Genomic DNA, 25487 nt, shown 5'->3' with positions numbered 1-25487 from the left:
CGAGTGTAGTCAAACGGGGCGCTGAGCCTCAGCCGTCGGGCAGCGCCGACTGATCCATCCAGACCGGTCCCCAGACATGGCCATCCGGATCGGCCAGGTCGCGGCCGTACATGAAGCCCAGGTCCTGCGCCGGATTGATGTCTGCGGTGCCGCCATTGGCCGCGGCAGCCGCCAGCATGGCATCGACCGCCGCGCGATCATCCAGGGAGATCGCAAGCGACACCTCGCTCGATGTCGATGGCGGGATCGGACGATCGGTGAACGTGCGCCACCGGTCACGGGTGAGCAGCATCACGTGGATCGCCTCACTCCAGACCATGCAGGCCGCGGTTTCATCGGAGAACAGCGGATTGTTCTCGAAGCCGAGGGCCGCGTAGAACCTCCTGGAGGCGGGAAGATCGGCGACGGGCAGGTTGACGAAGATCATGCGTGGCATGGCGGCTCTTCTCGCGGGGATTTCCGGGGCGACGGACGGGCAGGGTGGGCATCGACATCCGGAAGGGCGTGGCCCCGCGAACTCCAGCGCCTGCAACCCGCGCTTCGATCCTTCCGCCCGCATGGGCGAGGCCTCGCCCATGCGTCCGCGCTGTCCTTCCTCCGATCACGGCCACGGCCCCCACCCCGACGGACGTCTCCGGGACTATGGTCACTTGTGGCGCCCCGTGGCCGGGCGGCATCGTCGCCGGACCCGTGCCTCCGCCCTCGTGGCCCCTGGAGTTTCCGTGTCCCGATTCCGCCCGCTGTTCGCCGCCTGCCTGCTGCTCGCGTCCGCCCATGCCACCGCCGCGACGCCGCGCGAGGCGGTCGCGCAGGTCGCCGACACCATCGAGGAGGCGTACTTCGATCCGCAGCGCGCCACCGTGATCGCCGCGGCGCTGCGCGCCGACGCCGCCGGCGGGCGCTACGACCGCTATGCCAACCCGCAGGACCTGGCCACCGCGCTGACGACCCGGCTCAAGGCCGAGGACCGGCACTTCAACGTGCGCTGGTCCGATGCGCCGCCGGCACAGCGCCCCGGGCCGGGCCCGGGCGCCGATCCGGCGCGCACCAACTTCGGCATCCGCCGCGCCGAGGTGCTGCCGGGCAACGTCGGCTACCTGGACCTGCGCTACTTCGCCGACATCGACTTCGACGATCCGCGCGATCCCGCGCGGCAGGCCATCGACGCGGCGCTGCAGGTGCTCGGCAATACCGATGCGCTGGTCATCGACCTGCGCGACAACGGCGGCGGTTCGCCGGCGATGGTCGGCTACCTGGCCAGCGCCTTCGTCGCGCCCGGTGCCGACATCTACAACACCTTCCACTCGCGCCGCGGCACGATGTCCGAAGCCCCGGTCAGCGCCCACCCGGCGCCGCGCACGAAGCTGCCGCTGTACGTGCTGACCAGCGGCCGCACCGGTTCTGCGGCGGAGGCCTTCGCCTATACGCTCAAGAACGCCAGGCGCGCCACCGTGGTCGGCGAGGCCAGCGGCGGTGCGGCCAACCCCGGGCGGCCGTTCCCGCTGGACGACGGCTACAGCGTGTTCGTGTCCACCGGCTCGCCGGTCAGCCCGATCACCGGCGGCAACTGGGAAGGCAGCGGCGTGCAGCCGGACGTGGCGGTGGCTTCCGCCGATGCGCTGCGGCGCGCGCAGCAGCTCGCGCTGGCCTGGCTGGTCGAGGAGGGCGCCGGCACGGCCGCGCGCTGGTCGCTGGACGCGCTGACCATCGAGCCGCCGGCGCAGGCGCCGGCCGCCATCGGTGCGCTGGTCGGCCAGTACGGTGTCGTCGCGATCGAAGCGGCCGGCGATGGCCTGCAGTTGCGCCAGGGCCGCCGTCCGCCGCTGCGCCTGCAGCCGCTGGCGACGGACCTGTACTTCATCGAGGGCGACCCGACCCGCCGCGTGCAGTTCGAGCGCACGCCTGCGGGCGAGGTCGCCGCGCTGGAAGTGCGGATGGCCGACGGCAATGTCGCCCGCCACGTGCGCGGCCCGAACGAATCCTGATCGCAGCCCGGGCGGGTGCCGCCGCGCGGCGCCCGTCCTCAGCGGACGTACGGCTCCACCCGCGGGTCGCGCGGGTCGCGCGGATCGGTGGCGACCACCACTTGCGTGGGGCTGGCCGCAATCCGCGCGGCCAGTTCGTTGCCGCGGCGCTGCTCGGTGATCAGCTCGCGCAACAGCGGCTTGATCCCGAACAGCGCGAACGGCACCAGGATCCACAGCACGGTGAGGATCAGGCCGAAGATCGCGCCGACCAGCATGAGCATGTCCATGCCGGTGGTGCCGGTGGTCGTGGCGGTGGCGGTGGCGATGGCAAGCATGCGGGGACTCCGTGGCGTGGGGAGCCCGCAGCCTGCGCCGGCCGGCGTCGCGGTGGCGCGAAGTGGGGCGCCACCGGCCAGTTTCCGCCTGTGCGAGGCATGTGGCGGAAGTGGGTCCGCCGCGCGCCGCGATGCCGCACCTCCCTCCCCTATAATCCGCGCCCCGATCCTTCCGCCGCCGCCCGCATGGGCGCGGCCACGCCGTGGGTGCCGCGATGTCCTTCCTCCGATCCGAACTGGCGCAGTGGCGCGCCCATCCGCTGCGCGAGCTGCTGGCCGGCGCGGTGGCCACCTTCGCCCTGATCCCGGAGGTCATCGCGTTCTCCTTCGTCGCCGGCGTCGATCCGCAGGTGGGGCTGTTCGCTTCCTTCGTGCTGAGCGTGGTGATCGCGGTGTTCGGCGGGCGTCCGGCGATGATCACCGCCGCCGCCGGTTCGGTTGCGCTGGTCGCCGCGCCGCTGGTGTCGCAGCACGGCCTGCCGTACCTGTTCGCCGCCGGCGTGCTGGCCGGCGTGGTGCAGCTGCTGTTCGGCGCGTTGCGACTGGGCGTGCTGATGCGTTTCGTCAGCAGTTCGGTGCGCACCGGCTTCGTCAATGCGCTGGCGATCCTGATCTTCGCCGCGCAGCTGCCGCACCTGCACGGCGCCAACGCCGCGACCTGGACGATGCTGGCGCTGGGCCTGGCGATCATCTATGGCGTGCCGCGGCTGCCGCTGCCCGGTGCGAAGGTCATTCCCTCGCCGCTGATCTGCATCGCCGTGCTCAGCATCCTGTCGGTGGCGATGGGCCTGCCGCTGAAAACCGTCGCCGACCTGGGCCAGCTGCCCGGTGCGCTGCCGCAGTGGCTGGGCCTGCCGGACGTGCCGTGGTCGTGGCAGACGCTTCAGATCATCGCCATGCCGGCGCTGGCCATCGCCATGGTCGGCCTGCTCGAGTCGCTGATGACCGCGCGCGTGGTCGATGAACTCACCGACACGCCGAGCCCGAAGAACCGCGAGGCGGCCGGCCTGGGCGTGGCCAACGTCGCCGCCAGCCTGTTCGGCGGCATTGCCGGCTGCGGCATGATCGGGCAGACCGTGAGCAATGTTAAATACGGCGGTCGCGGGCGCTTGTCGACGCTGTTCGCCGGCGTGTTCCTGCTGGTGCTGATGGTCCTGCTCAGGCCGTGGGTGGCGCAGGTGCCGGTGGTCGCGCTGGTGGCGATCATGGTGATGGTCAGCGTGGAGACCTTTGACTGGCGCAGCTTCGGCGCGCTTGCGCGGCATCCGCGCCTGTCCGGCGCGGTGATGCTGGCGACCGTGGCGGTGACCCTCGCCACCCACAACCTCGCCGCCGGCGTGGCGGTGGGCGTGCTGCTGAGCGGCGTGTTCTTCACGATGAAGGTCTCGCGCCTGCTGCATGTCGAGCACAGCGATGCGGCCGATGGCCTGCGCACTTACCGGGTGAGCGGCCAGGTGTTCTTCGCCTCGGCCGATGCATTCATCGATGCGTTCGATCCGCGCGGCCTGCCCGGGCGCGAAGTGGAGATCGCGCTGGAAGGCGCGCGCCTGTGGGACATCACCGCGGTGGCCGCGCTGGACAAGGTGGTGACGCGCTTCCGCCACCACGGCCTCCGCGTGCGCGTGCACGGCATGGACCCGCACAGCCGCACCCTCATGCGCCGTGTTCGCCGCGAAGGCGAGTGGGCGGACTACGGAGTGGAAGGGACGTAGCCGGTGTAGTTGCGCTGCAGCATCAAGGGGCGCATTGGCCGGCCCGGTGCGTGTGCCCACGGCAGTACCCCAGGTTCCCGCACGACATCTGGCCGCTGGGCCACGCCCACCGCGTTACCGAAGCAGGCGCCAGGGGAACCGGCCGGCCCGTTCCGGGCAGGCCCGCGCCTCCGTGAGGTCGGAGGAAACCTGCATGCCAGCGCATGGGTCGGGGTACCGCGCCTTCATCAGCTACAGCCATGCCGATGCGGCGGTGGCGCGGTGGCTGCACCGGGCGCTGGAGACCTACCGCATCCCGTCGCGGCTGGTCGGCCGCACGACCGGCCTGGGCGAGGTGCCCGCGCGGCTGACGCCGATCTTCCGCGACCGCGACGAACTGTCGGCTTCCGGCGATCTCTCCGGCTCCCTGCGCCAGGCGCTGGAGGCGTCGATGTTCCTGCTGGTGGTCGCCTCGCCGGCGGCGGCGCGCTCGCGCTGGGTGGACGAGGAGGTGCGCCACTTCAAGCAGCTCCACGGCGAAGGCCGGGTGCTGGCGCTGATTGCAAGCGGCCATCCCGGCGCGGATGACGGGTCCGAGTGCTACCCGCCGTCGCTGCGCCTGCGCCTGGCCGCCGATGGCTGTGTCGGCACCGAACCGGCCGAACCGCTCGCGGTGGACCTGCGCCCGGGCGGCGACGGCAAGCGCATGGCCAAGCTCAAGCTGGTCGCCGGCCTCACCGGCCTGCCGCTGGATGGGCTGGTGCAGCGCGAGGCGGCGCGTCGCCATCGCCGGATCACGGCGGTGGCGACGGTGGCGGTCGTGCTGGCCGTGAGCATGTCGGTGCTGGCCCTGATGGCCGTGCGCGGCCAGGCTGAAGCCGAACGGCAGCGCGCCGAGGCCGACGGCCTGGTCGAGTTCATGCTCACCGACCTGCGCTCCCGGCTCGAACCGGTGGGCCGGCTGGAGATCTTCGACGCGGTCGGCCAGCGCGCGCTCACCTACTACGGCCGCCAGGACATCGACGCGCTCGACGCCGACGCTCTGGGCCGTCGCTCGCGGGCGCTGCACCTGGTGGGCGAGGTGCGCGAACTGCGCGGCAACAGCGACGAAGCGCTCGAAGCGTTCGTCCAGGCCGAGCGCACCACCGCCGAGCTGCTCGCACGCTCACCGGACGACGCGCAGCGGATCTTCGACCACGCCCAGAGCGTGTACTGGGTCGCCTACATCCCTTGGCAACGCAACGAGCTGGAGCAGGCCGAGCGCGGCTTCCGCGAGTACGACCGGCTGGCCGCGCAGCTGGTCGCGCTGGATCCGCATCGCCCGGAGTGGCTCAACGAACGCGCCAGTTCGCAGACCAACCTGGGTGCGCTGATGCAGCGGATGGGTCGCCACCCCGAAGCCGCCGACCACTTCCAGCAGGCGCTGGTGCTGTCGCGCGAGCTGGCCGCGGCGGCGCCAGGGGACCGCGAGCTGCAGTGGGCGCTCGCCCAGGCGCACGCCTGGCTGGGGGACGCGCTGTTGCAGTCCTGGCTGTTCGCCGACGCCGCCCTGCAGCGGCAACAGGAACTGCATGTCTACGAGACGATGCTGGTCGCCGACCCGCGCGATGCCAAGGCGCGCGAGGGCAAATCCGTGGCGCTGGCGATGATCGCCGAGTCGCAGCTGATGGAAGGCCGACTGCAGCAGGCCCACGATTCGGCCCGGGCCAGCCACGAGACCATCGTGGCGCTGGCCGCCGAGGATCCGGAGAACCAGCTCTGGCGCGAGATGGTCGCGTCCATCACCAACAAGCGCGTGGAAGCGCTGATGCTCGATGGCCGCTGGCAGGAAGCCGAACAGCTCAACCGGCAGGCACTTGCGCTCGCCGCCGCGCTGGTGGACACCGACCCGTCGGTGGCCAGCTGGCGCACGGACGTGCTGATGGGCGCACGCTGGATGGAAGTGGCCATCGCCTTCGCCCTGCAGGGCCCGGCGGCCGGTCGTGCGGGCATCACCCGCTTCCAGCGCGATTTCGCCGCTGACCGCAATCCCGGCGACTCCGGCCTGCGCATGCCCTGGGTCGCGGTGCTGGCGATGGACGTGGTCGACCAGGCGCAGGCAGGCCAGGTCGAGGCTGCGCGCGGGCAGCTGCTCGCGTTGCAGGCGCAGCTGCCATCCGCGCCGCAGCCGCGCACCCAGGCGGTGCTGCTTCACCTGCGCGGCGCGATGGCGCCGCATCTTCCGGCCGACGACGCTCCCGCGCCGGCCATGCGCACTGGCTACGACCCGGGAGTCATCCTGCAAGCCGCCAAAGGAACATGACCATGCCCGTGAACCGGACAGTGAACGTCTCCGTCGTCTTCAACTGCGTGCAGCACGGCGCAAGCGACTTCGGTGGTTCCGCCACCTACAGCCAGACCGGCTCCACGCCCGCCAACCTGGGGACCGTGGTCGACAGCCAGGGCAACATCGACATGCAGCAGGCCGCCGCCTACGACCCGTCGCGGTACAACGACAGCGTGGACTTCGTGTTCACCCTGGCGCCGCAGTCCACCGGCTACGTCACCCCGGTGACATGGGCGACCCGCCACGGCGTCGGCGCCACCATCATCGTGCCGCAGGGCGGCAGCGCCAGCGAGTTCGTGGTCCAGCAGTCGCCGGCCACGCCGCAGCAGCTGACCATCATCGACAACGACGACGACAGCAGCACCTACAACTACAAGCCCGCGATCGAGCTGCCCACGCACAACAACTACTACATCAGCCTGGATCCGCGGATCGTCAACAAGCCCAGCTCCACCAACTAGCAGCCAGCCCGGCGACGGCACGCGGTCGCGTGCCGTCGCACCGGGCACCAGGGATTTCAAGCCTTCTTCCGCGGATCGAAGCGGCACTTCGCCACCCGGACAACCGCCGCGGGGCCGGCGCGGGCGCTTCGCCATCGCTGGGCTCAATGGATGTCGTAGTGCGCGGTGGATGCGCGCGTCAGCGACGCAGCTGCGCAATTTCCGGACCCGTGTGTGCATCGGCGAACTGCGCGCAGACTTTGGCGCCTTGCGGTTCCGTGGCGCATGTCCCGGTCTGAAGTCTTCACCGTTGCCGGCGCGCACTGTAGTATCGCGGCGCGCCGCCCGCAGGGGTGTCGGATTCACGAAGGCCTTGGCCCGGAGTCGCGACGGGCGCACCCACTTCTCCAGCATCCTGTTCGTCATGGGAGTCACGCGCATGCCCGTTCGTCCGATCCTCGCCCTGCTGGGTGCATTGCTCTGCGCACCGGCGGCAGCTGACGAGGTCCTTGCCCCGGTGGAGCGTCCTGCGCGCATCCGCCTGTTCGGCCAGAACGGCGTCTCGTTGACCATGTACACCAATGCGCGCTGCGAGAAGGAGTACGACGAGGAGATTTCGGCCTCAGGCTCGCTTTCGCACGGCTTCAAGACCCTGTTCGGCAAGAAGCAGGAAAACAGCACGATCGGCATCCCCGAGACCGAGGCCACCCGGAACCTGGCGATGCGCGACAAGCTGATGGCCAATCCGTACTACCTGGAATTTCCGCTGGTGCCGGGCCAGCCCGTCCTGCTGCAGGCCCAGGTCGCCAGCGCATCGGGTTGGCGCTGCGCGCGCGATGTACGCGCCGCCTTCGTTCCCGAACCCGGCGCGGACTACGAGGGCGAGATGATCCGCGACTTCGACAACGGCATCTGCGCGGTGTCCATCCGGCGCGTCGCCACCGATGGGCCGCCGGGGCCCATCGCTCTTTCCTCCGTGCCGCGCACCTGCGATGCAGGGGCGGTCGAGGCGGAGCCGCTGATGGTGATGCTGTTCGAGCCGGAAATCGTGCGTTACCGGCTCGCCGAGGCCGGTGCCGGCATCGATGAGCTCTACGATGCCGATGACAAGGACAGCATCGAAGACTTCGAAGAGGTGATGGCCGAGGCCCCGCTTCCGGCCGGCATGGCGCTGTGCATCGTCACGGCGGACGCGGCCAGGGCGAGTCCGCTCGCTCGCCGGCTCCCGGCCCTGCTGGACGCGCGCGGCGCGCAGGTCAAGCTGATCGAGGCCAGTGCCGACGCGCTGCAGGCGCAGTGGCAGCTCACCGGCGAGCAGCCACTGACCTTCCCGCTGGTGGAGTACTACTGCCGCTCCGCGGCCGGCTCCCGCCAGTAGGCAACGGGCCGGCCACTACGATCCGGGCGCAGGCATGGGCCCGGACTTCCGGTTTTTGCAGGCGCCGATCCCGTTACGGCTCGGCGTTGCGCCGCAGCAGGTTGGAGTAGGACTTGGTGATCAGTTCCACCGCGCGTGCCGTGCCTTCCTGCCCGGCGAGCAGTTCGCGCGCCTCGGACAGGTCGTGCAGCAGTTCGCGGATGGCGGGCTCGCGCACCAGGCTCTGGATCCAGCCGACCACCGCGAGCCGCTCTCCCTTTTCGACCGGTCGCACGCGGTGCAGCTGCCCGGTGGGATAGCAGATCGCCGAGCGCGCGGGGAGCTTGAACGCGGCCTCGCCGCTGCCGGTGTCGAAGGCGAGTTCGCCGCCTTCGTAGGTGTCGGGCTCGTTGAGGAACAGGGTGAAGGACACGTCGCTGCGGACGTGGTTGGGCTCGCCCATGATCGGCGCGTCCACGTGGGATCCGTAGGCCATGCCCGGCTCGTAGCGGCTGACCAGGATCGTCGCCAGCCGCCTCGGCTGGGCCAGGCTCATGAACGGGTCGCATCGGCCCAGCGCCTGCATCACGATGTTGGTGATGTCCTTCATCACCGGGTGGTTGCCGGGGATCTGCTGGTTGTTCTTGGCCTTGTGCAGCAGCTCGCCCGCCGTGGCCTTGCCATCGGTGAACGGGACCGTGGCGACCTTCTGCTTGATCAGCGCAAGCTCGTCGGGCGTGATCAGGTCGGTAAGCGTGAGAATCATCGTTCGGGTCCCCAGTGCGCGCGGCCAGCGTCGGTTGGCCCGGTGCCTAGTGTAGGCGGTGGCATCAGGGAAGACGGGCCTGTCGAACCGGGCGGCGGGCCTGGACGGCCATGGCGGACCCGGTTCCAGATCCCGGATCGGGGGCCACGCTACAGTCAACGCCCAAGCAACGGCTTCCGACGATGACGATGCCAGCACCCCTTCTGTTCTCGCTGCGCGTGTTCCTGTGCCTGGTCATGGCCGCCAGCGTGGCCCTGGCGATCCGCATGGCCCGTCCGTGGGGCGACAACTACGCCTACCAGGAATTCTCCGGCTATGTCGGCCTGGGCATGTTCATGCTCTGGGCGATCCTGCCGCTGGCCGCGCTCGCGTGGGCTGCCCGCTGGTTCCGGCACGCGCGGATCGCTTCGTGGGTCTATGCGATCGGCGCATGCGGCATCGCGTTGTCCGGCCTCTACGTCTATGTCGACGCCGCCCTGATCCATATTGACCCCCAGGGCGGACTGGTCTTCATGTTCGTGCCGCTGGTGCAGTGGGGCGCCGCGTTGGGCCTGGCGGCGGTCTGCGCGGTGGTGCGGCGCGTGGCCCGCTGAGCTTGGGGTGGCGCGCATGCCTCCGCGGCGGCGGTCAAGGCGGGGCAGGGACAGGCGGCTCACCGTCGGCTGCGAGGCGTATCGCGGGCGTTGCTGCCGGCGGATGACGGCTTTCACACGGGAAATCGACGGCCCCTTTACACACGCGGCCGGAGGCTATCGATCCCCGGCACAGTGCCGGGCGAGGAGCCGAGAAGATGAGCAGCCAGAACCAGCAACAGCGCCAGCAGGAGCGGGAGCGGGAGCGCGACCAGGCGGGTGGACCCGGCGAAGAAGAAGAGGAGTAGCCGATTCCCCAGCCATGCCACAGGGCCCCCGCAATGGGGGCCTTGTCGTTGATGCCGGCGCTCAGTCGGCGGCGACCTCGATCCACGTCGGGGCGTGGTCGCTGGCCTTGTCCTGGAGCCGCACCCATCGGTCCACCCCTGCCGCTTGCAGGCGCGGGGCGAGCACGGGATTGAGCAGCAGGTGATCGATGCGCAGGCCGCGGTCGCGCTCGGCGTGCTGCCGGAAGTAGTCCCAGAACGTGTAGATCCGCTGGTCGCCATGGACCTGGCGCAGGCTGTCGGTCCAGCCCTGTGCCAGCAGCCGCCCGAAGGCCTCCCGCACCTGCGGCTGCATCAGCGCGTCCTTGCGCCAGGCTTTCGGGTCGTAGACGTCCTCGTCGGTCGGGATGACGTTGAAATCGCCCGCGATCACCACCGGGTGAGGCTGCTCGACCAGGGTCCGCGCGTGCCTGGCCAGGCGCGCCATCCATTCGAGCTTGTAGTCGAACTTGGGCCCCGGTTGCGGGTTGCCGTTGGGCAGGTAGATCCCGGCGACGAGGATGCCGTGGACGGCGGCTTCGATGTAGCGGCTCTGTTCGTCGCTGTCGCCGCCGGGCAGGCCGCGGCGGCTCTCGACCGGAACACTGTCCCGCCCCAGCAGGGCGATGCCGTTCCAGGAGCGCTGGCCCTGCCAGATCGCGCCGTAGCCGGCTTCTTCCAGGGCGGCGACCGGGAACGCTTCGTCGATCGCCTTGAGCTCCTGCAGCGCGACCACGTCCGGACGTTCCCGGGCCAGCCATTCGAGCAGGTGCGGCAGGCGCGTGCCGATGCCGTTGACGTTGTAGGTGGCCAGCTTCAACCGCTTCTTGCGCGCCATGTCCGGGCTCGTCGAAGCGGTCAGTTGTCGCCGAAGCCGCGGCTCGATTGCGCCATGCGCTGCGAGCCCGTTTCCTGATCCACGTCGGCCAGCAGCGGGTCACCGTGCGGCGGCGCGGTGTCGCCGGCATCGCGCAGGCCGAGGGTGGGTGATGGCCGGGTCGCGCGCCGGCTCTGCCAGGCCCGGTAAGCCAGCCAGCCGGCCACGCCCAGCAGGGCGGTCTTGAGGATGTTCATGGCGCATCTCCGCAATGGATGGGCAACAAGACTGGCTCCGGTGCGGTGATCTGCGCGTGACCCGGCGATCAGCGTGTCGTGCACGCCGCGGCGGCAGTGCGTTTAGCGAGACAGCGATGCAGCGGTGCGGATGGATGCCGGCGGTTGCAGCAGCGATCGCGCCGCGCACGATGGCGAAGGACGCTACCTGATGTTGCGCACGATCGCGTTCGCGGTCTCGCTGCTGGCTTTCAGGATATTGGACAGGGTGCTCATCATCTTCGAGATCCGGTCCATGGCCATCTGCAGGCGCAGGCTTTCCATCTCGCCCATCCCGGACAAGGAATCGAGCGCCTGGCGGGCCTCGTCCTGCAGCGCGCGTGCTGCATCCAGTTCCAGCGCCAGGGCGCTCGCGCTTTCGGCGACCCTGGGGATCTGCAGCCTGTCCAGGCCCTTGGCCAGGTCCAGCACGCCGCCCTTGAGCAGGGCCGCGTCGCCCTTGAACTCGATCCGCGCCGATCCCAGCCGGACTTTGAGGAATGCCTCGTTGTTGTCCATACGTGTCCTCCGCTGCTCGACGACCCTGGCGCAGTGCCATGCCTTCTGCACATCGAACGGCATGCGGGGAGTCGATCGGTCAGGAAAAGCATGTCGGGAGGCGAGGCGGAGCGGCGTCGAAGTACGCATGCCACCGATGCGTTCGTCGGCACGGGTGTTTTCGTGCCGGGCACGACGCGCTCCGCCTCTCGGTGAGGCAGCCGTCGATGCAGGGTGCGAGCCGACGCCAAGAAACAGATCGCATGCGCAAACAAGCGGTCCGGCCGGTCGGCAGGCGGCAATTGCCTGCCAGGACGGTCGACCGTGCTCCCGCCGGGGCACGCAAACGGGTGACCCGCGGCGGGGGCAGACTGCGGGCGTCGCTTTCTGCTAGAAGGCGCAATGGATCCTGCGCCCGCGTCCCGCGACGACAACAGCTTCTTCGGCCACCCCAAGGGCCTGGCCTACCTCGCCTTCACCGAGGCCTGGGAGCGCTTCTCCTTCTACGGCATGTCCGGCCTGTTGCTGCTGTACATGATCCAGCACCTGTTCACCCCGGAAGTCATGGGTGGCGTGCTCGGCCTGGGGCAGTTCCGCGCGGTGGTGGAGTGGGTGACCGGTCCGCTTTCCGACCAGGCCTTCGCCGCACAGATCTACGGGCTCTACTCGGGCCTGGTGTATTTCACCCCGGTGTTCGGCGGCCTGCTGGCCGACCGCCTGCTGGGCCAGCGCCGCACGGTGTTGCTCGGTGCGGCGATGATGTCGCTGGGCCATCTGCTGATGGCGTCCGAGGCGGCGTTCCTGGCCGCGCTGGTATTGCTGGTCGTGGGCAGTGGCCTGCTCAAGGGCAACATCTCCGTCCAGGTCGGCCAGCTGTACGGGGTGCACGAGGAAGGGCGGCGCACGCGCGCGTTCGTGATCTTTTCGGCGGGCATCAACGCCGGCGGACTGCTGGGACCGGCGGTGTGCGCGGTGCTGGCGCAGTACTGGGGCTGGCACGTGGGTTTTGCCGCCGCCGGCGTGATGATGCTGGTGGCGATCGGCATCTACATGGCCGGCCGGAGGCACCTGCCGCCCGACGTGGCCCGGGTGCGCGATGCCGCCACCGCGCCACTGACGGCGCACGAGTGGAAGGTCATCGCAGGCCTGCTGCTGGTCAGCCTGGTCGCGGTGCTGCCGGCGGCGGTCTACAACCAGGAATTCATCGCCGGAATCCTGCTGATCGAGGAATCGGTCGATCGCGGCCTGTTCGGCTGGACGGTGCCGACCAGCGCGTTCAACTCCTTCGACGGCCTGTTCTGCATCCTGCTGGTGCCGCCCCTGCTGATGCTGTGGCGCTGGCAGGCCACGCGCGGGCGCGAACCGGGCGAGCTGGGCAAGATCACCATCGGTTACCTGATCACCGCCGTGGCCCAACTGGTCATGCTGCTGCCGGCCAGCCGGGTCGATGCCGGGCAGCAGATCCACATGCTGTGGCCGCTGCTGCTGTTCGCACTCAATGCCCTGGGTTTCCTCTACTACTGGCCCACGGTGCTGGCCCTGTTCTCGCGCGTCGCACCGGCCGCGGTCACCTCGACCATGATGGGCATGCTGTTCTTCTCCACCTTCCTGGGCAACGTGCTCAGCGGCGCGTTCGCCGCCTGGTGGGAAACGATGAGCCACGCGCGCTTCTTCTGGCTGCACGCGCTGCTGGCGCTGGGGCCGTTCGTGCTGGCGCTGCTGACACTGCGCCCGCTGCAGCGCCTGTTCGCGGCGCCCGGGTCGCCGCGCAGCGGTTGAATCCCGCAATCGTGGAGGATGCCGGCTGCACGGATCCCGCGGGCCGCTGGCGCAGGACTCCTGGGTCGTACCGTCATCGGTGATGGCCGGTGGCCGCGGGCCCGCCGAGCTCATCGATCGCAGTCGGTCGCGCTGGCGGCTGCCGGTGTCAGGGCGTGCGGCGCGAGCCGCTGTTTCCCGACTGGACCCGGCAGCGGGCCGGCGTCGCGCGACACCCGCTTGTCGAGGTGTTGCCGGGCAGTCGCGTTGCGGCGCCGTGGACCGCCCGCAGCCCGCGGGCGGCCACGTCCCTTCCGCTAGCGCACGAATGCGATCCGCTGCATGCCGGTCGCTTCGGCCGTCGCCAGGATCTTCGCCAGGGCGTCGTACTCGGCACTCTCGTCGGTCGCGATGCGCAGTTCAGGCAGGTTGCCGGCGTACGCCCAGGCCTGCGCCTGCATCCGGCCCTTCAGTTCGCCGGCGGCGAGCGGCGCACCGTTCCAGGTCAGCTGGTTGGCCGCATCCAGGCGCAGCTCGATCGGCGGCGGCGGGTCCGGCCTGTCGACCGGTCTGTCGAAGGGTTGCGGCAACTGCACGCTGATCGGACGGGCCACGATCGGCGCGGTCACGATGAAGATGATCAGCAGCACCAGCATCACATCCACCAGCGGCGTGACGTTGATATCGGCCAGTGGTCCGGATCTTCCTGCGGTACTGAACGCCATGGCTCGCTCCCTGCAGCGGGGCCGGTCGCCCCGTGACCGACATTACGCCGGCCGACGGGTTGTGGCGGTTGCCGGCCGTCGGCATTCAGGATCCGTTCCTGCCTGCGGATGCCGCGCCGGCATCAACCGCCGCCGCCCACCTGGAACAGGTTGCCGCGATAGTTGCCTTGGAAGCGGCCGACCGGTTTGCCGCTGCGCTGGCGGACCTCCCCGTCAAGCCGCTCGAAGCCGCCTTCGCCACGCTTGTAGGCGTACACCCGGCCCATGTCGATGATGCGTGCGTCGCCGGCGCCATGGACCTGCGAAGGGTGGTAACCACCGTGCAGGACCGCGGCCACCTTCGCGCCCGGTTCCGGCTTGATGATCCAGTTCACCGGCTCGTAGGAGGTGAGTACCAGGATCACAGGCTTGCCGCGCCTGACCAGCACCTGCACGGTGCCGGGTTCGCGGACGCTGCTGCCGGCGCCGTGCACGGCACCTTCGCCTTCGTAGACGCCGACCGTTTCGATGATGGCGGTCCTGGCCAGCGCCGCGAGGTCGTGGTCGGCACCCGTGGCCGGGGCCCTGGTCGCGCCGTCGCTGTCGCGACCGGCCTGGGCCAGGAAGGCGGCGCGTAATGCGGCCAGCTGCGCCGCATCGTCCGTACTGGCAGGCTCCGGTTCGACCACCGGCAGCTGGCGCAGATAGGCGTCGGCGTCCACCGGCGCCTGCGCCGGCGCCAGGCCATCGAGCAGGACCAGCTTGAAGTCGTCCAGCAGCGCATTGCGCCCGATGGAGGGGATGTAGGTCACGGTCGAGGAGAGACGCTTGCCGATCCGTGCCGGTGCCAGCGTATGCCGGCTGATCGAGTACAGCAGCGCCTGGTGCTCGACGCCGTTGGCGATACGGTGATGACCGAACAGATAGGCGATGTCGGGGTCGGGCGTGGGGACCGTGATGGCCAGCATCAGCGGCGCGAGCTCGGGCTTGCGGATGCGCAGGGTGCGCAGGTCCATCAGGACCGGGCCGTTCTGCTGGCCCAGGTGCATGCTGCGGTCGGCGGTAAGGTTGCCGCGCGGCCATTGGCCGATGGCCTGCCCCGGCTCGATCTCCTGGGCCAGGCGGGCGGTCCAGCCGCGGGCGTCCTGGTGCAGGTCGATGGCGGCATGCCGGTTGAAGCCGAGCAGCGCGTAGCGGCCGGGCACCGGCATCGGCGAGACGGCCGTAATCCGGTGGAGCGGCGTGGGAATATCGCTTTCCAGGCCGTTGAGCAGGTCGACGAACACCGGTCGGCGCGTGACCTCGGGCACGTACAGTGCGCCGGCCTGGCCGAGCCAGAAAAGGCGCTGATCGCTTGCATGCTCCAGGCGCAGCAGCGGCTTGCCGCGTGCCAGGTCGAGCACGACGGTGGCTTGGCCCTGGTTGAGGCTGAGCAGTCGGCCGTTGTCGGAGATGTCGACGACGAAGCTGCGCTCGCCGCGGGGAATCTGCCGCAAGCGCTCGCCGCTGCCGAGGTCGAACAGTTCGTGTCCCGTCGCGGTATGGAGCACGGCGATGCCAGCCTCGCGCGGGAAACTGCCTTCGGAAATGCGTTCGCCCGCGACCAGCCATGGCGCCGGTTGCGCAGGCACGGGGCGCAAGGGCGGGGCGGCCAGCAGCAGGCCCGCGTGGCGCAAGCCGATCCACTGCGCCAGCGCACGGTCGGCCTTCTCGAAGCAGGCCGCATCGGTCAGCTGGGCGCGGACTTCTTCCTCGCTCTGGAGCCACGACGGCGAATAACCATGCGCGCATTCCAGCGCACGCATCTTCAGGCGGCTGTGCAGTTCGGAATCGATGCGGGCGGCGTCGAAGGCCTGCAGCCGTGCCTGTTCGTCGAAGGCCTGCCTGGCCTCGAGCACTTCGGCAGCCGGGGGGAGCGCTGCATTGATCCGTTCTTCCGGTGCGGCGAACCGCTGGCACCCCATCGTGCTGGCCAACAGGCACCCCAGTACCACCCACCGCGTCCTGCCTGGCATGCCGTCTTCCCTGTCGTCACGATCGGCGAAGCGTAGCGGAAATGGATCACGGCATGCCGGCGCCATCGATCTTGTCGTTCAAGACCGCGTCGCCCCGCGGGCGGACCGCCGCCAGCGCTTCGCCGGGTGATGCGAGGCCACAAGAAGATGCCGCCCACGAGGGGCGGCATGCTTCTACTTCGCACGATGCCTGCGCAGGATCAGTGGACCCGGAACATCGCAGACGGGGCCGGCACGTAGCTGGATTCGCGCACGCGGCGGCGGTGGGCGATCAGGGCGGCTTCGGCCTGGCGTGCGACCTGCCACGCCTGGCGGTCGAACGGCAGTGCGTCGGGGCTGCAGCCGCGCAGGCTGGCTTCCAGTGCGCGCAGGCGGCGGAAGTCTTCGTAGCAGGCCGCCTCGTGGTGCAGCGTCGGCCACGCCGCGTCGATCACGATGGCATCGTCCAGCCGGCCGATCCGCGGCATCCAGTCCGGGATCAGGTCGTGGACGTCGTTGGCATAGTCGACCACCAGCCGCGCGCAGTCGGCGACGTCGTTGGCGGCCTCCCAGGCCGGGTCGCCAGCCATGGCCACGACCGATTCGATCCACGCAATACGTTGGGCGATACATTCGGGTGCCGCTTCATCCGTGGCCGCCGACAGCTGTCGCGCGGCGGTCGCCAGCTGGTCCATGCCCAAGGGCGCCTTGTCCCGGCCCAGCCGGGCCAGCAGGTGGTTGAAGCGTTCCAGGTCGACCGAAGCCAGGTGGTAGTCGCCGATGTTCTTGCGGCGGCGCAGCAGATTGAAGGACAGGGGGGTGTCCAGGACGGCGGGCAGCGGCTGGACCAGGGACCGGTTCGTCATCACAGCGTTCATCGTTCGTCTCCAGGGGGTGGGTAGGCGCGGCATTGCCGGCGCCGGGCCAGCATCCCGGGGCTGCGCATGCAGGTCATGAGGCAGGTGCGACTGTTCCATGCGTGTTTGCTGAATTCATGAGGCAATCATGAGGAATTGGCGATGAAGCCCGGCAACGACCCGAATGCCCCCGGCGACGGCGGCGGCAACGGGCGCTACCGCTTCGACGGCATCGTCGTGGACGCGGCCGCGCACACGCTGGTACGCGACGGACGTGAACAGGCGCTGGAGCCGAAGGCCTTCGCGGTGCTGCTGGCGTTGCTGCAGCGGCCGGGCGACTTGCTGGGCCGGGACGCGCTGCTGGACCAGGTCTGGGGCCACCGCCATGTCACCCCCGGAGTCCTGACCCGGGCCATCGCCCAGCTGCGCGCTGCGCTGGACGACGACTCGCAGCACCCGCGCTACATACAGACCCAGCACGCGCTGGGGTACCGCTTCGTGGGCGTGCTGGAAACGCAGGCATCCGTCCCGGCGGCAGCGACCGAGGCCGACGCAACGGGTTCCCTGGCGGCTGCCGTGGCGTCGGCAGCGGAGGTGACGGCACCTCCGATCCCGGCAGTGGCACACAGCGTCGATGCGATCGTGGAGCCGCCAGCTGCGCATGCAGACGCAGCCCATGCCCCCGCGCGCATGTCGTGGGTGGCCGTGCTGGTGGCGGTGGGCGTCCTGGGCGGCGCTTCGTGGTGGTGGCGGGACCGCGGCCAGAGCGCGGCACCGCTCGAGGCCTCGATCGCCGTGCTGCCGTTCACCACGCTCAGCGAGGCGCGCGAGGACCGCTTCTTCGCCGAAGGCCTGTCGGTGGAGATGCTCAACGCGCTGGCCGGCGTGCGCGGAGTGAAGGTCGCGGCATGGCGACCGCCGGAGGCGATCGACCGCGGCCAGGACATCAAGGCGCTGGGCCGCCTGCTGGGCGTGGCCTCGGTGCTGGACGCGAGCGTCCGTCGCGACGGGCGGCGATTGCGCATCAACGCGAGGCTGTCGGACACGCGCACCGGCTACACGCTGTGGTCGCGCAACTACGACGGTGATGCGGACACCATCTTCGACACGCAGACCGACATCGCCAACGCGGTGGCGGGCGCGCTGGTCGAAATGCTCCCGGAGGAGCGCGAAAGCCTGCAGCGCCGGCTGGCGCCGACCCGCAACGCGGCCGCATTCGACGCCTACCTGTTCGGCCTGAAACAGATGATCCACCCGCAGGGCGAAGACGCGCGCAAGGATGCCGCCGAGCAGTTCCGCAAGGCGCTGGCAGCCGACGCGGGCTTCGCCAAGGCGCAGGCCGGGCTGTGCCGCACCGAAGCCTGGAATTTCGAATCCAACCGCGACGTCGACGCGTTCGAAAGCGCACGACTGGCCTGCCTGCGCGCCTCGAACATGGATCGCACGATGGGCGAAGTGAGCCTGGCCATGGGCGACCTGTACCGCGTTCAGGGCGACGCGGCGCAGGCGCTGAAGTATTACGACGCGATCGTCGACGATCCGGCGATGCGCTGGCAGGCGCTGGTGGGGCGCGCGCAGGTGCGCGTGGACCAGGGGCGCGAAGAGGACGCGATGCGCGACTTCCGCCAGGCGCTGCTGGCCAGCCCCGGCAACGCGCAGGTGCATGCCGAACTTGGCTACCAGCAGTTCCGGCTTGGTCATTACCCCGAAGCGATCGCCTCGTACCGCACCGCCCTGTCGCTGCGCCCGGACGATGCCTGGTACTGGAGCATCTATGGCGGGCTGCTGCTGACCGCCGGCGACAACGAGGCCGCCGAGGTCGCGTTGCGGCGTTCCTTGGCGCTGGAGCCCAACGAGCCTTCGCTGAGCAACCTGGGCACGCTGCGCTACCAGAAGGGCGACTACGCCGGCGCCGCCGAGCTCTACCGCCGCGCGATCGAACTCAATCCGACCGACTTCTTCTACGTGGGCTTCCTCGCCGATGCACTCGAGGCCGACCCGCGCACCGCTGCACAGGCGCCTGCGACCTACGCGCAGGCCGCGGCACTGGCGCAGCGTTTCGTCGATGCCAAGCACGACGACGCCAAGGCACTTGCCGCGCTGGGCTGGTACCGCGCGCAACTCGGCGAGCGCGACAGCGCATTGCGCCTCGCGCAACAGGCGCAGGCGCTGGGTCACGAACCCGGCGACGTCGCCATGTTCAACGCGCAGGCGCTGGCCGTGCTCGGCGAGCTGGACCAGGCCCGCGTCGCATTGCAGGCCGCGCGCAAGGCCGGCATCCCCGCATCGCGCATCGATACCCAGGCCGCTCTCCGGCGGACGGGCCTGGCCACGCCGCCGGGGGCCGCAGCGCCGACCCCGCCGGATCCAGCCACACCCGAGGCGCCCCCAAGAGGAACGTGAAATGACCATGACCAGAGAGCAGACCTTCAGCGTGGCGATCGCCGAGGGGGTCTTCGTCGACGTCAGCATCCAGCTCAAGGCCAGTGCCCCGGTGGTGCCCAAGCCGCGTCCAAATCCAAGGCGCCTGGCGGAACTGGTGCTGGATATCGGCGATCCCTCCAGTGAGGCGGCCCCGGTGCAGGCGAACTTCAAGATCGACCTCAAGTACCAGCCCTGATCCAGGGGAAACGGCGACCTTCCGGTGGGAAAAAAGCAGGAGCGGCAGCATGGCCACACGAGTGCAGAAGAAGCGACTCTCGATCGAACTCGGCGACGGCATCGTCATCGACGTCGATATCAAGCCGGTGCTCAGCGGGACGGTCGTACCCAAGCCGCCGCCGAGAAAGGTCGCGCGGGTGGTGGTCAACATGGACGACCACGGCGACTGGAAATCGATGGCGCTGGGCCTTGAGATCGAGGTCTCGGTGGCCCACCGCAAGGTCAAGGGCTGACCGTTCCGGATGCCGACCACCGGCACGTGACCGCGCCGGTGGTCGGGCCGAGTCAGCCCGCGAGCGCTCCGGTGAACCGGCGCGCAAGCTCGGCCGGATCCATGCGCAGCAGGGTTGGATTGACCTGGATTGCGAACTCGCCCGTCTCCGGGTGCGGCCGCGACAGGATGATGTCGTGCGCGCGCAGCCGCTCGGGCAGCGCCTGCGCCGATGCGTCGGCGACGGCCAGGAAGAAGCGACTGGTGCCGTCGGCGAGCTTGCGCGCCTTGAAGCGCCCGTCGGCCTGCAGGTGGCCGATCAGCGCATCGGCTGCGCGCCAGGCCTGTGCGTAATCGGCCTGGAAGCGCAGGGCATAAGCCTCCACCGGCGCCACCAGCGGCCATGCTCCCGGCAGCGCCCCACCGAACATGCGGCGCTCGTGGTACAGGCCATCGACGAACCCGGCGCTGCCGGCCAGGATCGCGCCACTGGCGCCGTTGAAGTGCTTCCACAGCGAGACGTAGACCGTGTCGAACAGGGCGGTGTACTCGGCCAGCGAACGACCGGAGTGGTGCGGCAGGGTGAACAGGCGCGCGCCGTCCAGGTGCAGGCGGATGCCCTGCTCGCGCGCGTAGCGGCTGATCCGTTCGATCTCGGCGAAGTCGGCCATGGCATGGTCGCGACGGCGCACCGGCGTCTCGATGGAAATGACGCCGACCGCGTTGCGCACGCGGCCACCGCGCGAGCGTTCCACCCATTGCTGCACGTCGTCCAGCCGCAGCGTGGCCTGGCCCTCGCCGAGCGGGACCAGGTTGAGTCCGCCCAGGTTCGAGGCGCCATCGCCACTGTCGTTGTAGAGGTGGCTTTCGGCCTGCACCAGCACGCGGCGGTCTTCGCCGGCGAGCCTGCGAACGGCGATGTGGTTGGCAAGCGTGCCGGTGGCAACGAACATCGCCGCCGGCTTGCCCAGCAGGCGTGCGAACGTCCCCTCCAGGCGTTCGATGGCGCCGCCCCGCGAATAGTTGTCCGCATCCAGTCCGCCGGCGACGGCTTCCTGCAACCGGATCGCGTACTCGCGCGGATCCAGCGCCAGTCCATCGGACACGAGGTCGATGCGTTGGAACAGCGCGTCCTTCCGGCCTGCCGCCCCGGCCGCGAGGGATGCGCCGGGCAGCAGCGAGGCGGCCATCGCCGCGCCCCCCGTGCCCAGGAACGTACGTCGGTCCAAGATCGATCCCCTTCGAATGGTGGGTCGATGCTGTCGTCGCGCGCGCTCCGCTGTCAAACGCAGCCGCACCGGGCGTGCATGGCCGACAATGGCGATTCCCGTACCGGAAGCCCGCGCATGATCCATTCCCTGTACCTGGCCGGTCCCGACGTGTTCCGTCCGGACGCGCATGCGCGCGGCCTCGAGCTCAAGGCGCAATGCGCGCAGTTCGGCTTCGAGGGGCTTTTCCCGCTAGACCAGGACGTGCCGGCGCACATCACCGACCCGGCCGCGCAGGCGGCGTGGATCTACCGCGCCAACATCGAATTGATCGAGCGTGCCGACGCGGTGCTGGCCAACCTGGATTTCTTCCGCGGCCCCGAGCCCGACAGCGGTACCTGCTTCGAGGTCGGTTACGCGGTGGCCAAGGGCAAGCCGGTATTCGGCTACATCCCCGAACACGGCAGCTTCGCCCAGCGCATCCGCGAGCGGCATCCGCAGGCGATCGGCGCCGATGGCGTGCTCGACGTGCACGGCTGGAGCATCGAGGAGTTCGGCCTGCCGCTGAACCTGATGCTGTCGGTGCCCGCGCCGCTGGTGGTCGGCGACCTGCGCGCGGCGCTGGTGCAACTGGCGCGTTACCGGGATCGATAGGTACCCTGCACGCCCTCGTTGCCCGGAATCCCCGATGTCCCCACGTCCACTGTCCGCCACAGGGCGCCTGTTCGCGGTCGCCGCGTTCCTCGAAGCATTGACCTGGGCCGGGCTGCTGGTCGGCATGCTGCTCAAGTACGGCACCGGCACCACGGACCTGGGCGTGTGGCTGTTCGGGCGGCTGCATGGCGCGGCGTTCCTGTTCTACGTCGTGGTCAGCCTGTATGCGGGCGTGCGCCTGCGCTGGCCGCTGTGGGCACTGCTGGTCGCCTTGCTGGCGGCGATCCCGCCGCTGGTGACGGTGCCGGTGGAGATGTGGTTCCGCCGCATCGGCCTGCTGTCGCAGCCGGCTCCCGCCGGGGCACAGGCTTCCACCTGAGTCGCGCCGGGTGCGCCGGTCCATCGCGTCGACGCCTGGCTGATGATCCCGCCGCGAGGCGATGAGGGCTTGTGCCCTGTCCGGGCGCGCGGTTCCTGGCGCACCTGCCCGAAGTTGCTGTGTGGGTCGGCGCAGTTGCGTACCCGGAAGCGGGATGTTCCCGGCCAGGCATCCGACACGCACTCGCCACGCCGGCGGCACCGCGACGTCGCCGGCAGGTGTCGAACAGGCTGCTTCCCGCCCGTCGTACCCGCACGACCGCCAACGCAGGAGCACGCCATGCAAGCTGATGCCCGGGCCACGGGGCCCGCCTCGTACTTCCCGTCCATCGAGAAGGCCTACGGCAAGCCGGTCGCGCACTGGTTCGCGTTGCTGGAATCCGTGGCGGCACGCCCGCACATGGAACAGGTGGCGTTCCTCAAGGCCTCGCATGGGCTGGGCCATGGCCACGCCAATGCCCTGGTGGCGTACCAGCGCGCCCGTGCAGGCCGCGCATGAAACTGCTCTTCAGCCGCAACCCCAACCCGCGCCTCGCGGTGGCCGTGGCGCGCCACGTGGGCGCGCCGGTCGCGTTCGAATTCGCCGCTCCGTTCGCGCCGGGCCAGGCCGAGCGCTACCGGCCGCTGAATCCGACGCTGTTCCTGCCCATCCTGGTATTCCCCGGCGGCAGCCTGTGGGAAACCGATGCGATCGCGTGCCGGCTTTCCCGCGATGCCGGCTCGGTGTTCTGGCGGCGCGGCGATGCCGAGCCGCGCATGATCCAGTGGCTGAGCTGGGGCAAGGAGAACTTCGTCCGCGCCTGCGAGATGGTGCAGTACGAGCGCGGCACCCGGCTGCGCTATGCCCAGGGCCCGACCGATCCTGCGAAGGTCGAGGAGGGCCTGGGCCGCTTCGCCACGTCGGCCGCCCTGCTGGAGGCCGAGCTGTCGCAGCGCGACTGGTTGCTGGAGGACGGCCTGTCCTACGCCGACTTCCGCATGGCCACGTTCCTGCCCTGCAACGATGCCGCGCGCCTGCCGCTGCATGAATACCCCGCATTGCAGCGCTGGTACGGGCGGCTCGAAGCGCTCGCTGCGTGGCGCGATCCCTTCCAGGGCTTGCAGGCGCCGGAGCTGCCGCCTATTCCGGCGTGAGCCTCGTCGTTGACGGCCGGCGGCCGCTTAACGTGCCGCATGCATCCCGTTGGCGGCGGCTTAATCTGCACTTGGCGATGCTGCGGCGTTCAACCCCGCAGGAGCTCCCCATGCAGATCAGCGAACTGATGAGTGCCGACGTATGCGTCATCGCCCCCGACGACACGCTCGGACGCGCGGCCGGAGTGATGGCCAAGCATGACATCGGCAGCCTTCCGGTCGGCGACAACGACCGCCTGGTCGGCTTCATCACCGACCGCGACATCGTCACCCGCGCCGTCGCCAACGGCCGGGGCGCGGACATGCTGGTCCGCGACGTGATGTCCACCGACGTGAAGTACTGCTTCGAGGACGAGGACGTCGAGCAGGTCGCCGCCAACATGGCCGAACTGCAGATGCGACGGCTGCCGGTGGTCAATCGCGACAAGCGCCTGGTCGGCATCGTCTCGCTGGCCAACTTCGCCCACGGCGGCGACGCCTACGCCTCGCAGGAGCTGCTCAGGGGCGTGGCCATGCCGCACTGACTTCCGCGTCCGGAAGTCAGTGCGCGTTGATGGCGCAGCGCGGCGAGCCCCGCCCTACGGTAGGGATGGCTGTTCCCGTAGCGCCGGGCCTGCCCGGCGGCGAAGTGTCAGTGGGTCTTTCCGTCGGCCAGCAGGTGGTCGCGGAAGAACCGGGTCAGTTCGATCGTCGATTTCACCCGGTTGGCTTCCTTGCGCCAGCCATGGCCTTCGTCCGGGAACAGCACGAACTCGACGTCCACGCCGCGCTGCTTGAGCGTATCCACGATCTGCTCGGCTTCGACCAGCGGCACGTTGGTGTCGTTGGCGCCGTGCATCACCATCAGCGGGGTGCGCACGCGATCCAGCTTGTGGATCGGCGACAGGTCGCGCAGCAGTTGGCGCTGGGTTTTCGGGTCGCCGTATTCGCCGGTGGAGATCGCACCCATCCACGGCGTGCTCTGCGCGAAGAAGGTCTCGAAGTTGACCATGCCGAACAGGTTGGCCGCCGCGGCGAACGTGTCCGGGAATTCGGTGACGCCGACCATGGTCGCGTAGCCGCCGTAGCTGCCGCCCATGATGCCGAGCCGGTCCCTGGCGCCGATGCCTTCGCGGACGAGGAAGTCGGCGGTGGACTGGATGTCGCGGTTGGCGTCGAAGCGGCCGGCATGGTTGTCGCTCTGCATGAAGGCCTTGCCGAAGCCGGACGAGCCGCGGATGTTCGGCGCGAACACGGCGATGCCACTGGCCACCAGTGCCTGGTAGTCGGCGCGGAACGCAGGGCGCTCCTGGCTTTCCGGGCCGCCGTGGAAGCTCAGCACCACCGGGCCGGGGGCCTTGAAGTCCCTGGGCAGGTACAGCCAGCCCGACAGCTCGAGCCCGTCATGGGCGGTGTAGGTGCGCAGCGTCGGCTTCACCAGCTGCGCCAGGTCCACGCCCGGATGCGGGCTCCAGGTCAGTCGCGTCCAGCGGCCGTCGTCGAGGTTCAGCCGCCACAGGTCGGCCGGGGCCTGCGAGCCGGATGCCGCCAGCACCACCGAGCGACCATCGGGCGCGAAGTCGATGCCCGACACCAGTTCCGAAGGTGCCGCCGGCAGCGGCGTGCGCTTGCCGCTGCGCAGGTCGATGCGTTCAAGCTCGTTGCGCCCGGCGATGTTCCAGACCAGCAGCGCGGTCTGCCTGTCGTCGCTCAGCGCGAAGTCCTGCAGTTCGCCGTCGTCGCGGCTGGCGAGGGTCTTCGGCGCCGAAGGCGTGCCGTCCGCACCGATGGCCATGTGCGCGAAAACGCTGCGGTCCAGGCCCAGGTTGTGGTTGAGGTAGACCGTGGAGGCATCGGCGCCGAACAGGCCTTCGACGCTGGCCGTGCCTTCGTGCGGCGTCAGCAGGACGCTCTTGCCGGTTGCGAGGTCGTCCAGCCACAGGTTCTCGTTGCCGCGGGTGACCAGCCGCGACACCAGCGCGCGGTCACCGATGACGTCGAGCGCACCGCCGATGCCCTGCATCCGGATCGCGTTGCGGGCCTTGCCGGTCTTCGGATCCCAGATCCATACGTCCATGCTGGCGGCGTCGCGCACGTTGCTGCCGAACACGTAGCGGCCGTCTCGGGTGAACTCGCCGACGAAGGTGTTGGCATCGCCATCGTCGTCGATCGCGCGCGTCCCGGTGCCATCCGGCGACGTCAGCAGCAAGGCCGCGTTGTAGCCGCCGCCCGGCGACACCGCGTAGGCGAGCCGGCCATCGGGCGACCAGCGCACGCCCGATGCGGGATCGCTGCCGGCGGTCACTGCCTGCGGATAGCCACCGTCGGCCGGGATGCGCCAGACCTGCGGCACGCCGCTGAGGTTGGTGATGTAGGCGATCTGCGTGCCGTCCGGGGAAAACTGCGCGCCGCTGGCGCTGCCGACGCGTCCCATCGCGGCAATGCGCGCCTCCAGGGCAGGATCGGCCGCGGGCCCGGCCTGGGCGCGCCAGGTGGGCAGGAATGCAGCCAGGCAAACAGCGAGGGATGCGGCGCGAAGCAGTCCGGTCATGACGGTGTCCCCTGGTCGTCGATGGCAG

General features: G+C 69.9%; 26 protein-coding genes. 15 read left to right on the top strand and 11 right to left on the bottom strand.

Features of this window, described 5'->3' with window-relative positions; genetic code table 11:
- Positions 1 to 28 precede the first annotated feature (28 nt).
- Positions 29 to 436: a VOC family protein gene (locus CSC65_RS07485; RefSeq protein WP_162409937.1), complete on the bottom strand. Its 408-nt coding sequence runs from the start codon at positions 434 to 436 to the stop codon at positions 29 to 31.
- A 286-nt stretch (positions 437 to 722) separates the two neighbouring features.
- Here CSC65_RS07485 and CSC65_RS07480 point away from each other — a divergent pair, with 286 nt between their 5' ends.
- Positions 723 to 1985, top strand: a complete 1263-nt coding sequence (locus CSC65_RS07480) for a S41 family peptidase (RefSeq protein WP_162409936.1) — start codon at positions 723 to 725, stop codon at positions 1983 to 1985.
- Between the two features lie 38 nt (positions 1986 to 2023).
- Here the strand turns inward: CSC65_RS07480 and CSC65_RS07475 are convergent, their stop codons facing one another.
- Entirely contained in the window at positions 2024 to 2302 is a 279-nt protein-coding gene (locus CSC65_RS07475) for a hypothetical protein (RefSeq protein WP_238390314.1), read from the bottom strand.
- 215 nt (positions 2303 to 2517) lie between these two features.
- On the opposite strand from CSC65_RS07475, the gene CSC65_RS07470 reads away from it, so the two are divergent.
- The 4 genes from CSC65_RS07470 to CSC65_RS07455 all read left to right on the top strand — a co-directional run bounded on the left by CSC65_RS07470 (position 2518) and on the right by CSC65_RS07455 (position 8137).
- Positions 2518 to 4014, top strand: a complete 1497-nt coding sequence (locus tag CSC65_RS07470) for a SulP family inorganic anion transporter (RefSeq protein ID WP_162409935.1) — start codon at positions 2518 to 2520, stop codon at positions 4012 to 4014.
- 193 nt (positions 4015 to 4207) lie between these two features.
- Positions 4208 to 6295: a toll/interleukin-1 receptor domain-containing protein gene (locus CSC65_RS07465; protein ID WP_162409934.1), complete on the top strand. Its 2088-nt coding sequence runs from the start codon at positions 4208 to 4210 to the stop codon at positions 6293 to 6295.
- A 2-nt stretch (positions 6296 to 6297) separates the two neighbouring features.
- Complete coding sequence (locus tag CSC65_RS07460; protein ID WP_162409933.1) at positions 6298 to 6780, top strand: hypothetical protein; 483 nt, start codon at positions 6298 to 6300, stop codon at positions 6778 to 6780.
- A gap of 418 nt (positions 6781 to 7198) precedes the next feature.
- The gene (locus CSC65_RS07455; protein ID WP_162409932.1) at positions 7199 to 8137 is read left to right on the top strand and encodes a hypothetical protein; all 939 of its coding nucleotides are present in this window, start codon (positions 7199 to 7201) and stop codon (positions 8135 to 8137) included.
- A gap of 73 nt (positions 8138 to 8210) precedes the next feature.
- Here CSC65_RS07455 and CSC65_RS07450 read toward each other — a convergent pair whose 3' ends face one another.
- Positions 8211 to 8882, bottom strand: a complete 672-nt coding sequence (locus CSC65_RS07450; RefSeq protein ID WP_162409931.1) for a Fe2+-dependent dioxygenase — start codon at positions 8880 to 8882, stop codon at positions 8211 to 8213.
- Positions 8883 to 9070: 188 nt separating this feature from the next.
- On the opposite strand from CSC65_RS07450, the gene CSC65_RS07445 reads away from it, so the two are divergent.
- A complete protein-coding gene (locus CSC65_RS07445; protein WP_162409930.1) occupies positions 9071 to 9475 on the top strand; it encodes a hypothetical protein in 405 nt (134 codons plus the stop codon).
- A gap of 348 nt (positions 9476 to 9823) precedes the next feature.
- Here CSC65_RS07445 and xth read toward each other — a convergent pair whose 3' ends face one another.
- From xth to CSC65_RS07430, 3 genes are all read right to left on the bottom strand, one after another.
- Positions 9824 to 10618: an exodeoxyribonuclease III gene (gene xth, locus CSC65_RS07440; RefSeq protein ID WP_162409929.1), complete on the bottom strand. Its 795-nt coding sequence runs from the start codon at positions 10616 to 10618 to the stop codon at positions 9824 to 9826.
- A gap of 20 nt (positions 10619 to 10638) precedes the next feature.
- Positions 10639 to 10854 (bottom strand): hypothetical protein, encoded by a 216-nt coding sequence (locus tag CSC65_RS07435; protein ID WP_162409928.1) that lies wholly within the window; start codon positions 10852 to 10854, stop codon positions 10639 to 10641.
- Between the two features lie 183 nt (positions 10855 to 11037).
- Positions 11038 to 11391 carry a hypothetical protein gene (locus tag CSC65_RS07430; protein WP_162409927.1) on the bottom strand — a complete coding sequence of 118 codons (354 nt, stop codon included), beginning with the start codon at positions 11389 to 11391 and terminating at the stop codon, positions 11038 to 11040.
- A 381-nt stretch (positions 11392 to 11772) separates the two neighbouring features.
- Here CSC65_RS07430 and CSC65_RS07425 point away from each other — a divergent pair, with 381 nt between their 5' ends.
- On the top strand, positions 11773 to 13149 hold the full coding sequence (locus CSC65_RS07425) for a peptide MFS transporter (RefSeq protein WP_162409926.1): 1377 nt from the start codon (positions 11773 to 11775) through the stop codon (positions 13147 to 13149).
- Between the two features lie 296 nt (positions 13150 to 13445).
- On the opposite strand, the gene CSC65_RS07420 is transcribed toward CSC65_RS07425, so the two are convergent.
- The 3 genes from CSC65_RS07420 to CSC65_RS07410 form a co-directional block, all read right to left on the bottom strand.
- A complete protein-coding gene (locus tag CSC65_RS07420) occupies positions 13446 to 13853 on the bottom strand; it encodes an ExbD/TolR family protein (RefSeq protein WP_162409925.1) in 408 nt (135 codons plus the stop codon).
- Between the two features lie 122 nt (positions 13854 to 13975).
- Complete coding sequence (locus tag CSC65_RS07415) at positions 13976 to 15847, bottom strand: hypothetical protein (protein WP_162409924.1); 1872 nt, start codon at positions 15845 to 15847, stop codon at positions 13976 to 13978.
- A 200-nt stretch (positions 15848 to 16047) separates the two neighbouring features.
- Complete coding sequence (locus CSC65_RS07410) at positions 16048 to 16692, bottom strand: YkvA family protein (RefSeq protein WP_162409923.1); 645 nt, start codon at positions 16690 to 16692, stop codon at positions 16048 to 16050.
- 153 nt (positions 16693 to 16845) lie between these two features.
- Here CSC65_RS07410 and CSC65_RS07405 point away from each other — a divergent pair, with 153 nt between their 5' ends.
- From CSC65_RS07405 to CSC65_RS07395, 3 genes are read left to right on the top strand one after another with little or no spacing between them, the layout of a single operon-like run.
- A complete protein-coding gene (locus tag CSC65_RS07405) occupies positions 16846 to 19086 on the top strand; it encodes a tetratricopeptide repeat protein (protein WP_162409922.1) in 2241 nt (746 codons plus the stop codon).
- A 1-nt stretch (position 19087) separates the two neighbouring features.
- On the top strand, positions 19088 to 19303 hold the full coding sequence (locus tag CSC65_RS07400; protein ID WP_162409921.1) for a hypothetical protein: 216 nt from the start codon (positions 19088 to 19090) through the stop codon (positions 19301 to 19303).
- Between the two features lie 49 nt (positions 19304 to 19352).
- Positions 19353 to 19577, top strand: a complete 225-nt coding sequence (locus tag CSC65_RS07395; protein WP_162409920.1) for a hypothetical protein — start codon at positions 19353 to 19355, stop codon at positions 19575 to 19577.
- Between the two features lie 52 nt (positions 19578 to 19629).
- Here the strand turns inward: CSC65_RS07395 and CSC65_RS07390 are convergent, their stop codons facing one another.
- Positions 19630 to 20784, bottom strand: a complete 1155-nt coding sequence (locus tag CSC65_RS07390) for a threonine aldolase family protein (RefSeq protein ID WP_162409919.1) — start codon at positions 20782 to 20784, stop codon at positions 19630 to 19632.
- Between the two features lie 117 nt (positions 20785 to 20901).
- Here CSC65_RS07390 and CSC65_RS07385 point away from each other — a divergent pair, with 117 nt between their 5' ends.
- The 5 genes from CSC65_RS07385 (at position 20902) to CSC65_RS07365 (ending at position 23453) form a co-directional block, all read left to right on the top strand.
- Complete coding sequence (locus tag CSC65_RS07385; protein ID WP_162409918.1) at positions 20902 to 21417, top strand: nucleoside 2-deoxyribosyltransferase; 516 nt, start codon at positions 20902 to 20904, stop codon at positions 21415 to 21417.
- Positions 21418 to 21451: 34 nt separating this feature from the next.
- Positions 21452 to 21796, top strand: a complete 345-nt coding sequence (locus tag CSC65_RS07380; protein ID WP_202922844.1) for a DUF3817 domain-containing protein — start codon at positions 21452 to 21454, stop codon at positions 21794 to 21796.
- 279 nt (positions 21797 to 22075) lie between these two features.
- Positions 22076 to 22294 carry a DUF4287 domain-containing protein gene (locus CSC65_RS07375; protein WP_162409917.1) on the top strand — a complete coding sequence of 73 codons (219 nt, stop codon included), beginning with the start codon at positions 22076 to 22078 and terminating at the stop codon, positions 22292 to 22294.
- The gene (locus tag CSC65_RS07370; protein ID WP_162409916.1) at positions 22291 to 22929 is read left to right on the top strand and encodes a glutathione S-transferase family protein; all 639 of its coding nucleotides are present in this window, start codon (positions 22291 to 22293) and stop codon (positions 22927 to 22929) included. Before CSC65_RS07375 ends, CSC65_RS07370 begins: the two co-directional genes overlap by 4 nt.
- A 110-nt stretch (positions 22930 to 23039) precedes the next feature.
- Complete coding sequence (locus CSC65_RS07365) at positions 23040 to 23453, top strand: CBS domain-containing protein (RefSeq protein ID WP_162409915.1); 414 nt, start codon at positions 23040 to 23042, stop codon at positions 23451 to 23453.
- A 107-nt stretch (positions 23454 to 23560) separates the two neighbouring features.
- Here the strand turns inward: CSC65_RS07365 and CSC65_RS07360 are convergent, their stop codons facing one another.
- Complete coding sequence (locus CSC65_RS07360) at positions 23561 to 25459, bottom strand: S9 family peptidase (RefSeq protein WP_162409914.1); 1899 nt, start codon at positions 25457 to 25459, stop codon at positions 23561 to 23563.
- Positions 25460 to 25487: the final 28 nt, after the last annotated feature.

The sequence above is a fragment of the Pseudoxanthomonas daejeonensis genome, assembly GCF_010093205.1.
GTDB classification, from domain to species: Bacteria; Pseudomonadota; Gammaproteobacteria; order Xanthomonadales; family Xanthomonadaceae; genus Pseudoxanthomonas; species Pseudoxanthomonas daejeonensis.
Note: the sequence above shows the minus strand (reverse complement) of the source record. Positions and strands in the feature narration are given on the sequence as shown.

Bases quoted from the DNA above. Each gene is read 5' to 3' on its own strand.
- CSC65_RS07485 (WP_162409937.1), bottom strand. From the start codon at position 436: ATGCCACGCATGATCTTCGTCAACCTGCCCGTCGCCGATCTTCCCGCC.
- CSC65_RS07475 (WP_238390314.1), bottom strand. From the start codon at position 2,302: ATGCTTGCCATCGCCACCGCCACCGCCACGACCACCGGCACCACCGGC.
- CSC65_RS07470 (WP_162409935.1), top strand. From the start codon at position 2,518: ATGTCCTTCCTCCGATCCGAACTGGCGCAGTGGCGCGCCCATCCGCTG.
- CSC65_RS07465 (WP_162409934.1), top strand. From the start codon at position 4,208: ATGCCAGCGCATGGGTCGGGGTACCGCGCCTTCATCAGCTACAGCCAT.
- CSC65_RS07460 (WP_162409933.1), top strand. From the start codon at position 6,298: ATGCCCGTGAACCGGACAGTGAACGTCTCCGTCGTCTTCAACTGCGTG.
- CSC65_RS07455 (WP_162409932.1), top strand. From the start codon at position 7,199: ATGCCCGTTCGTCCGATCCTCGCCCTGCTGGGTGCATTGCTCTGCGCA.
- CSC65_RS07450 (WP_162409931.1), bottom strand. From the start codon at position 8,882: ATGATTCTCACGCTTACCGACCTGATCACGCCCGACGAGCTTGCGCTG.
- CSC65_RS07445 (WP_162409930.1), top strand. From the start codon at position 9,071: ATGCCAGCACCCCTTCTGTTCTCGCTGCGCGTGTTCCTGTGCCTGGTC.
- xth (WP_162409929.1), bottom strand. From the start codon at position 10,618: ATGGCGCGCAAGAAGCGGTTGAAGCTGGCCACCTACAACGTCAACGGC.
- CSC65_RS07435 (WP_162409928.1), bottom strand. From the start codon at position 10,854: ATGAACATCCTCAAGACCGCCCTGCTGGGCGTGGCCGGCTGGCTGGCT.
- CSC65_RS07430 (WP_162409927.1), bottom strand. From the start codon at position 11,391: ATGGACAACAACGAGGCATTCCTCAAAGTCCGGCTGGGATCGGCGCGG.
- CSC65_RS07425 (WP_162409926.1), top strand. From the start codon at position 11,773: ATGGATCCTGCGCCCGCGTCCCGCGACGACAACAGCTTCTTCGGCCAC.
- CSC65_RS07420 (WP_162409925.1), bottom strand. From the start codon at position 13,853: ATGGCGTTCAGTACCGCAGGAAGATCCGGACCACTGGCCGATATCAAC.
- CSC65_RS07415 (WP_162409924.1), bottom strand. From the start codon at position 15,847: ATGCCAGGCAGGACGCGGTGGGTGGTACTGGGGTGCCTGTTGGCCAGC.
- CSC65_RS07410 (WP_162409923.1), bottom strand. From the start codon at position 16,692: ATGACGAACCGGTCCCTGGTCCAGCCGCTGCCCGCCGTCCTGGACACC.
- CSC65_RS07405 (WP_162409922.1), top strand. From the start codon at position 16,846: ATGAAGCCCGGCAACGACCCGAATGCCCCCGGCGACGGCGGCGGCAAC.
- CSC65_RS07400 (WP_162409921.1), top strand. From the start codon at position 19,088: ATGACCATGACCAGAGAGCAGACCTTCAGCGTGGCGATCGCCGAGGGG.
- CSC65_RS07395 (WP_162409920.1), top strand. From the start codon at position 19,353: ATGGCCACACGAGTGCAGAAGAAGCGACTCTCGATCGAACTCGGCGAC.
- CSC65_RS07385 (WP_162409918.1), top strand. From the start codon at position 20,902: ATGATCCATTCCCTGTACCTGGCCGGTCCCGACGTGTTCCGTCCGGAC.
- CSC65_RS07380 (WP_202922844.1), top strand. From the start codon at position 21,452: ATGTCCCCACGTCCACTGTCCGCCACAGGGCGCCTGTTCGCGGTCGCC.
- CSC65_RS07375 (WP_162409917.1), top strand. From the start codon at position 22,076: ATGCAAGCTGATGCCCGGGCCACGGGGCCCGCCTCGTACTTCCCGTCC.
- CSC65_RS07370 (WP_162409916.1), top strand. From the start codon at position 22,291: ATGAAACTGCTCTTCAGCCGCAACCCCAACCCGCGCCTCGCGGTGGCC.
- CSC65_RS07365 (WP_162409915.1), top strand. From the start codon at position 23,040: ATGCAGATCAGCGAACTGATGAGTGCCGACGTATGCGTCATCGCCCCC.
- CSC65_RS07360 (WP_162409914.1), bottom strand. From the start codon at position 25,459: ATGACCGGACTGCTTCGCGCCGCATCCCTCGCTGTTTGCCTGGCTGCA.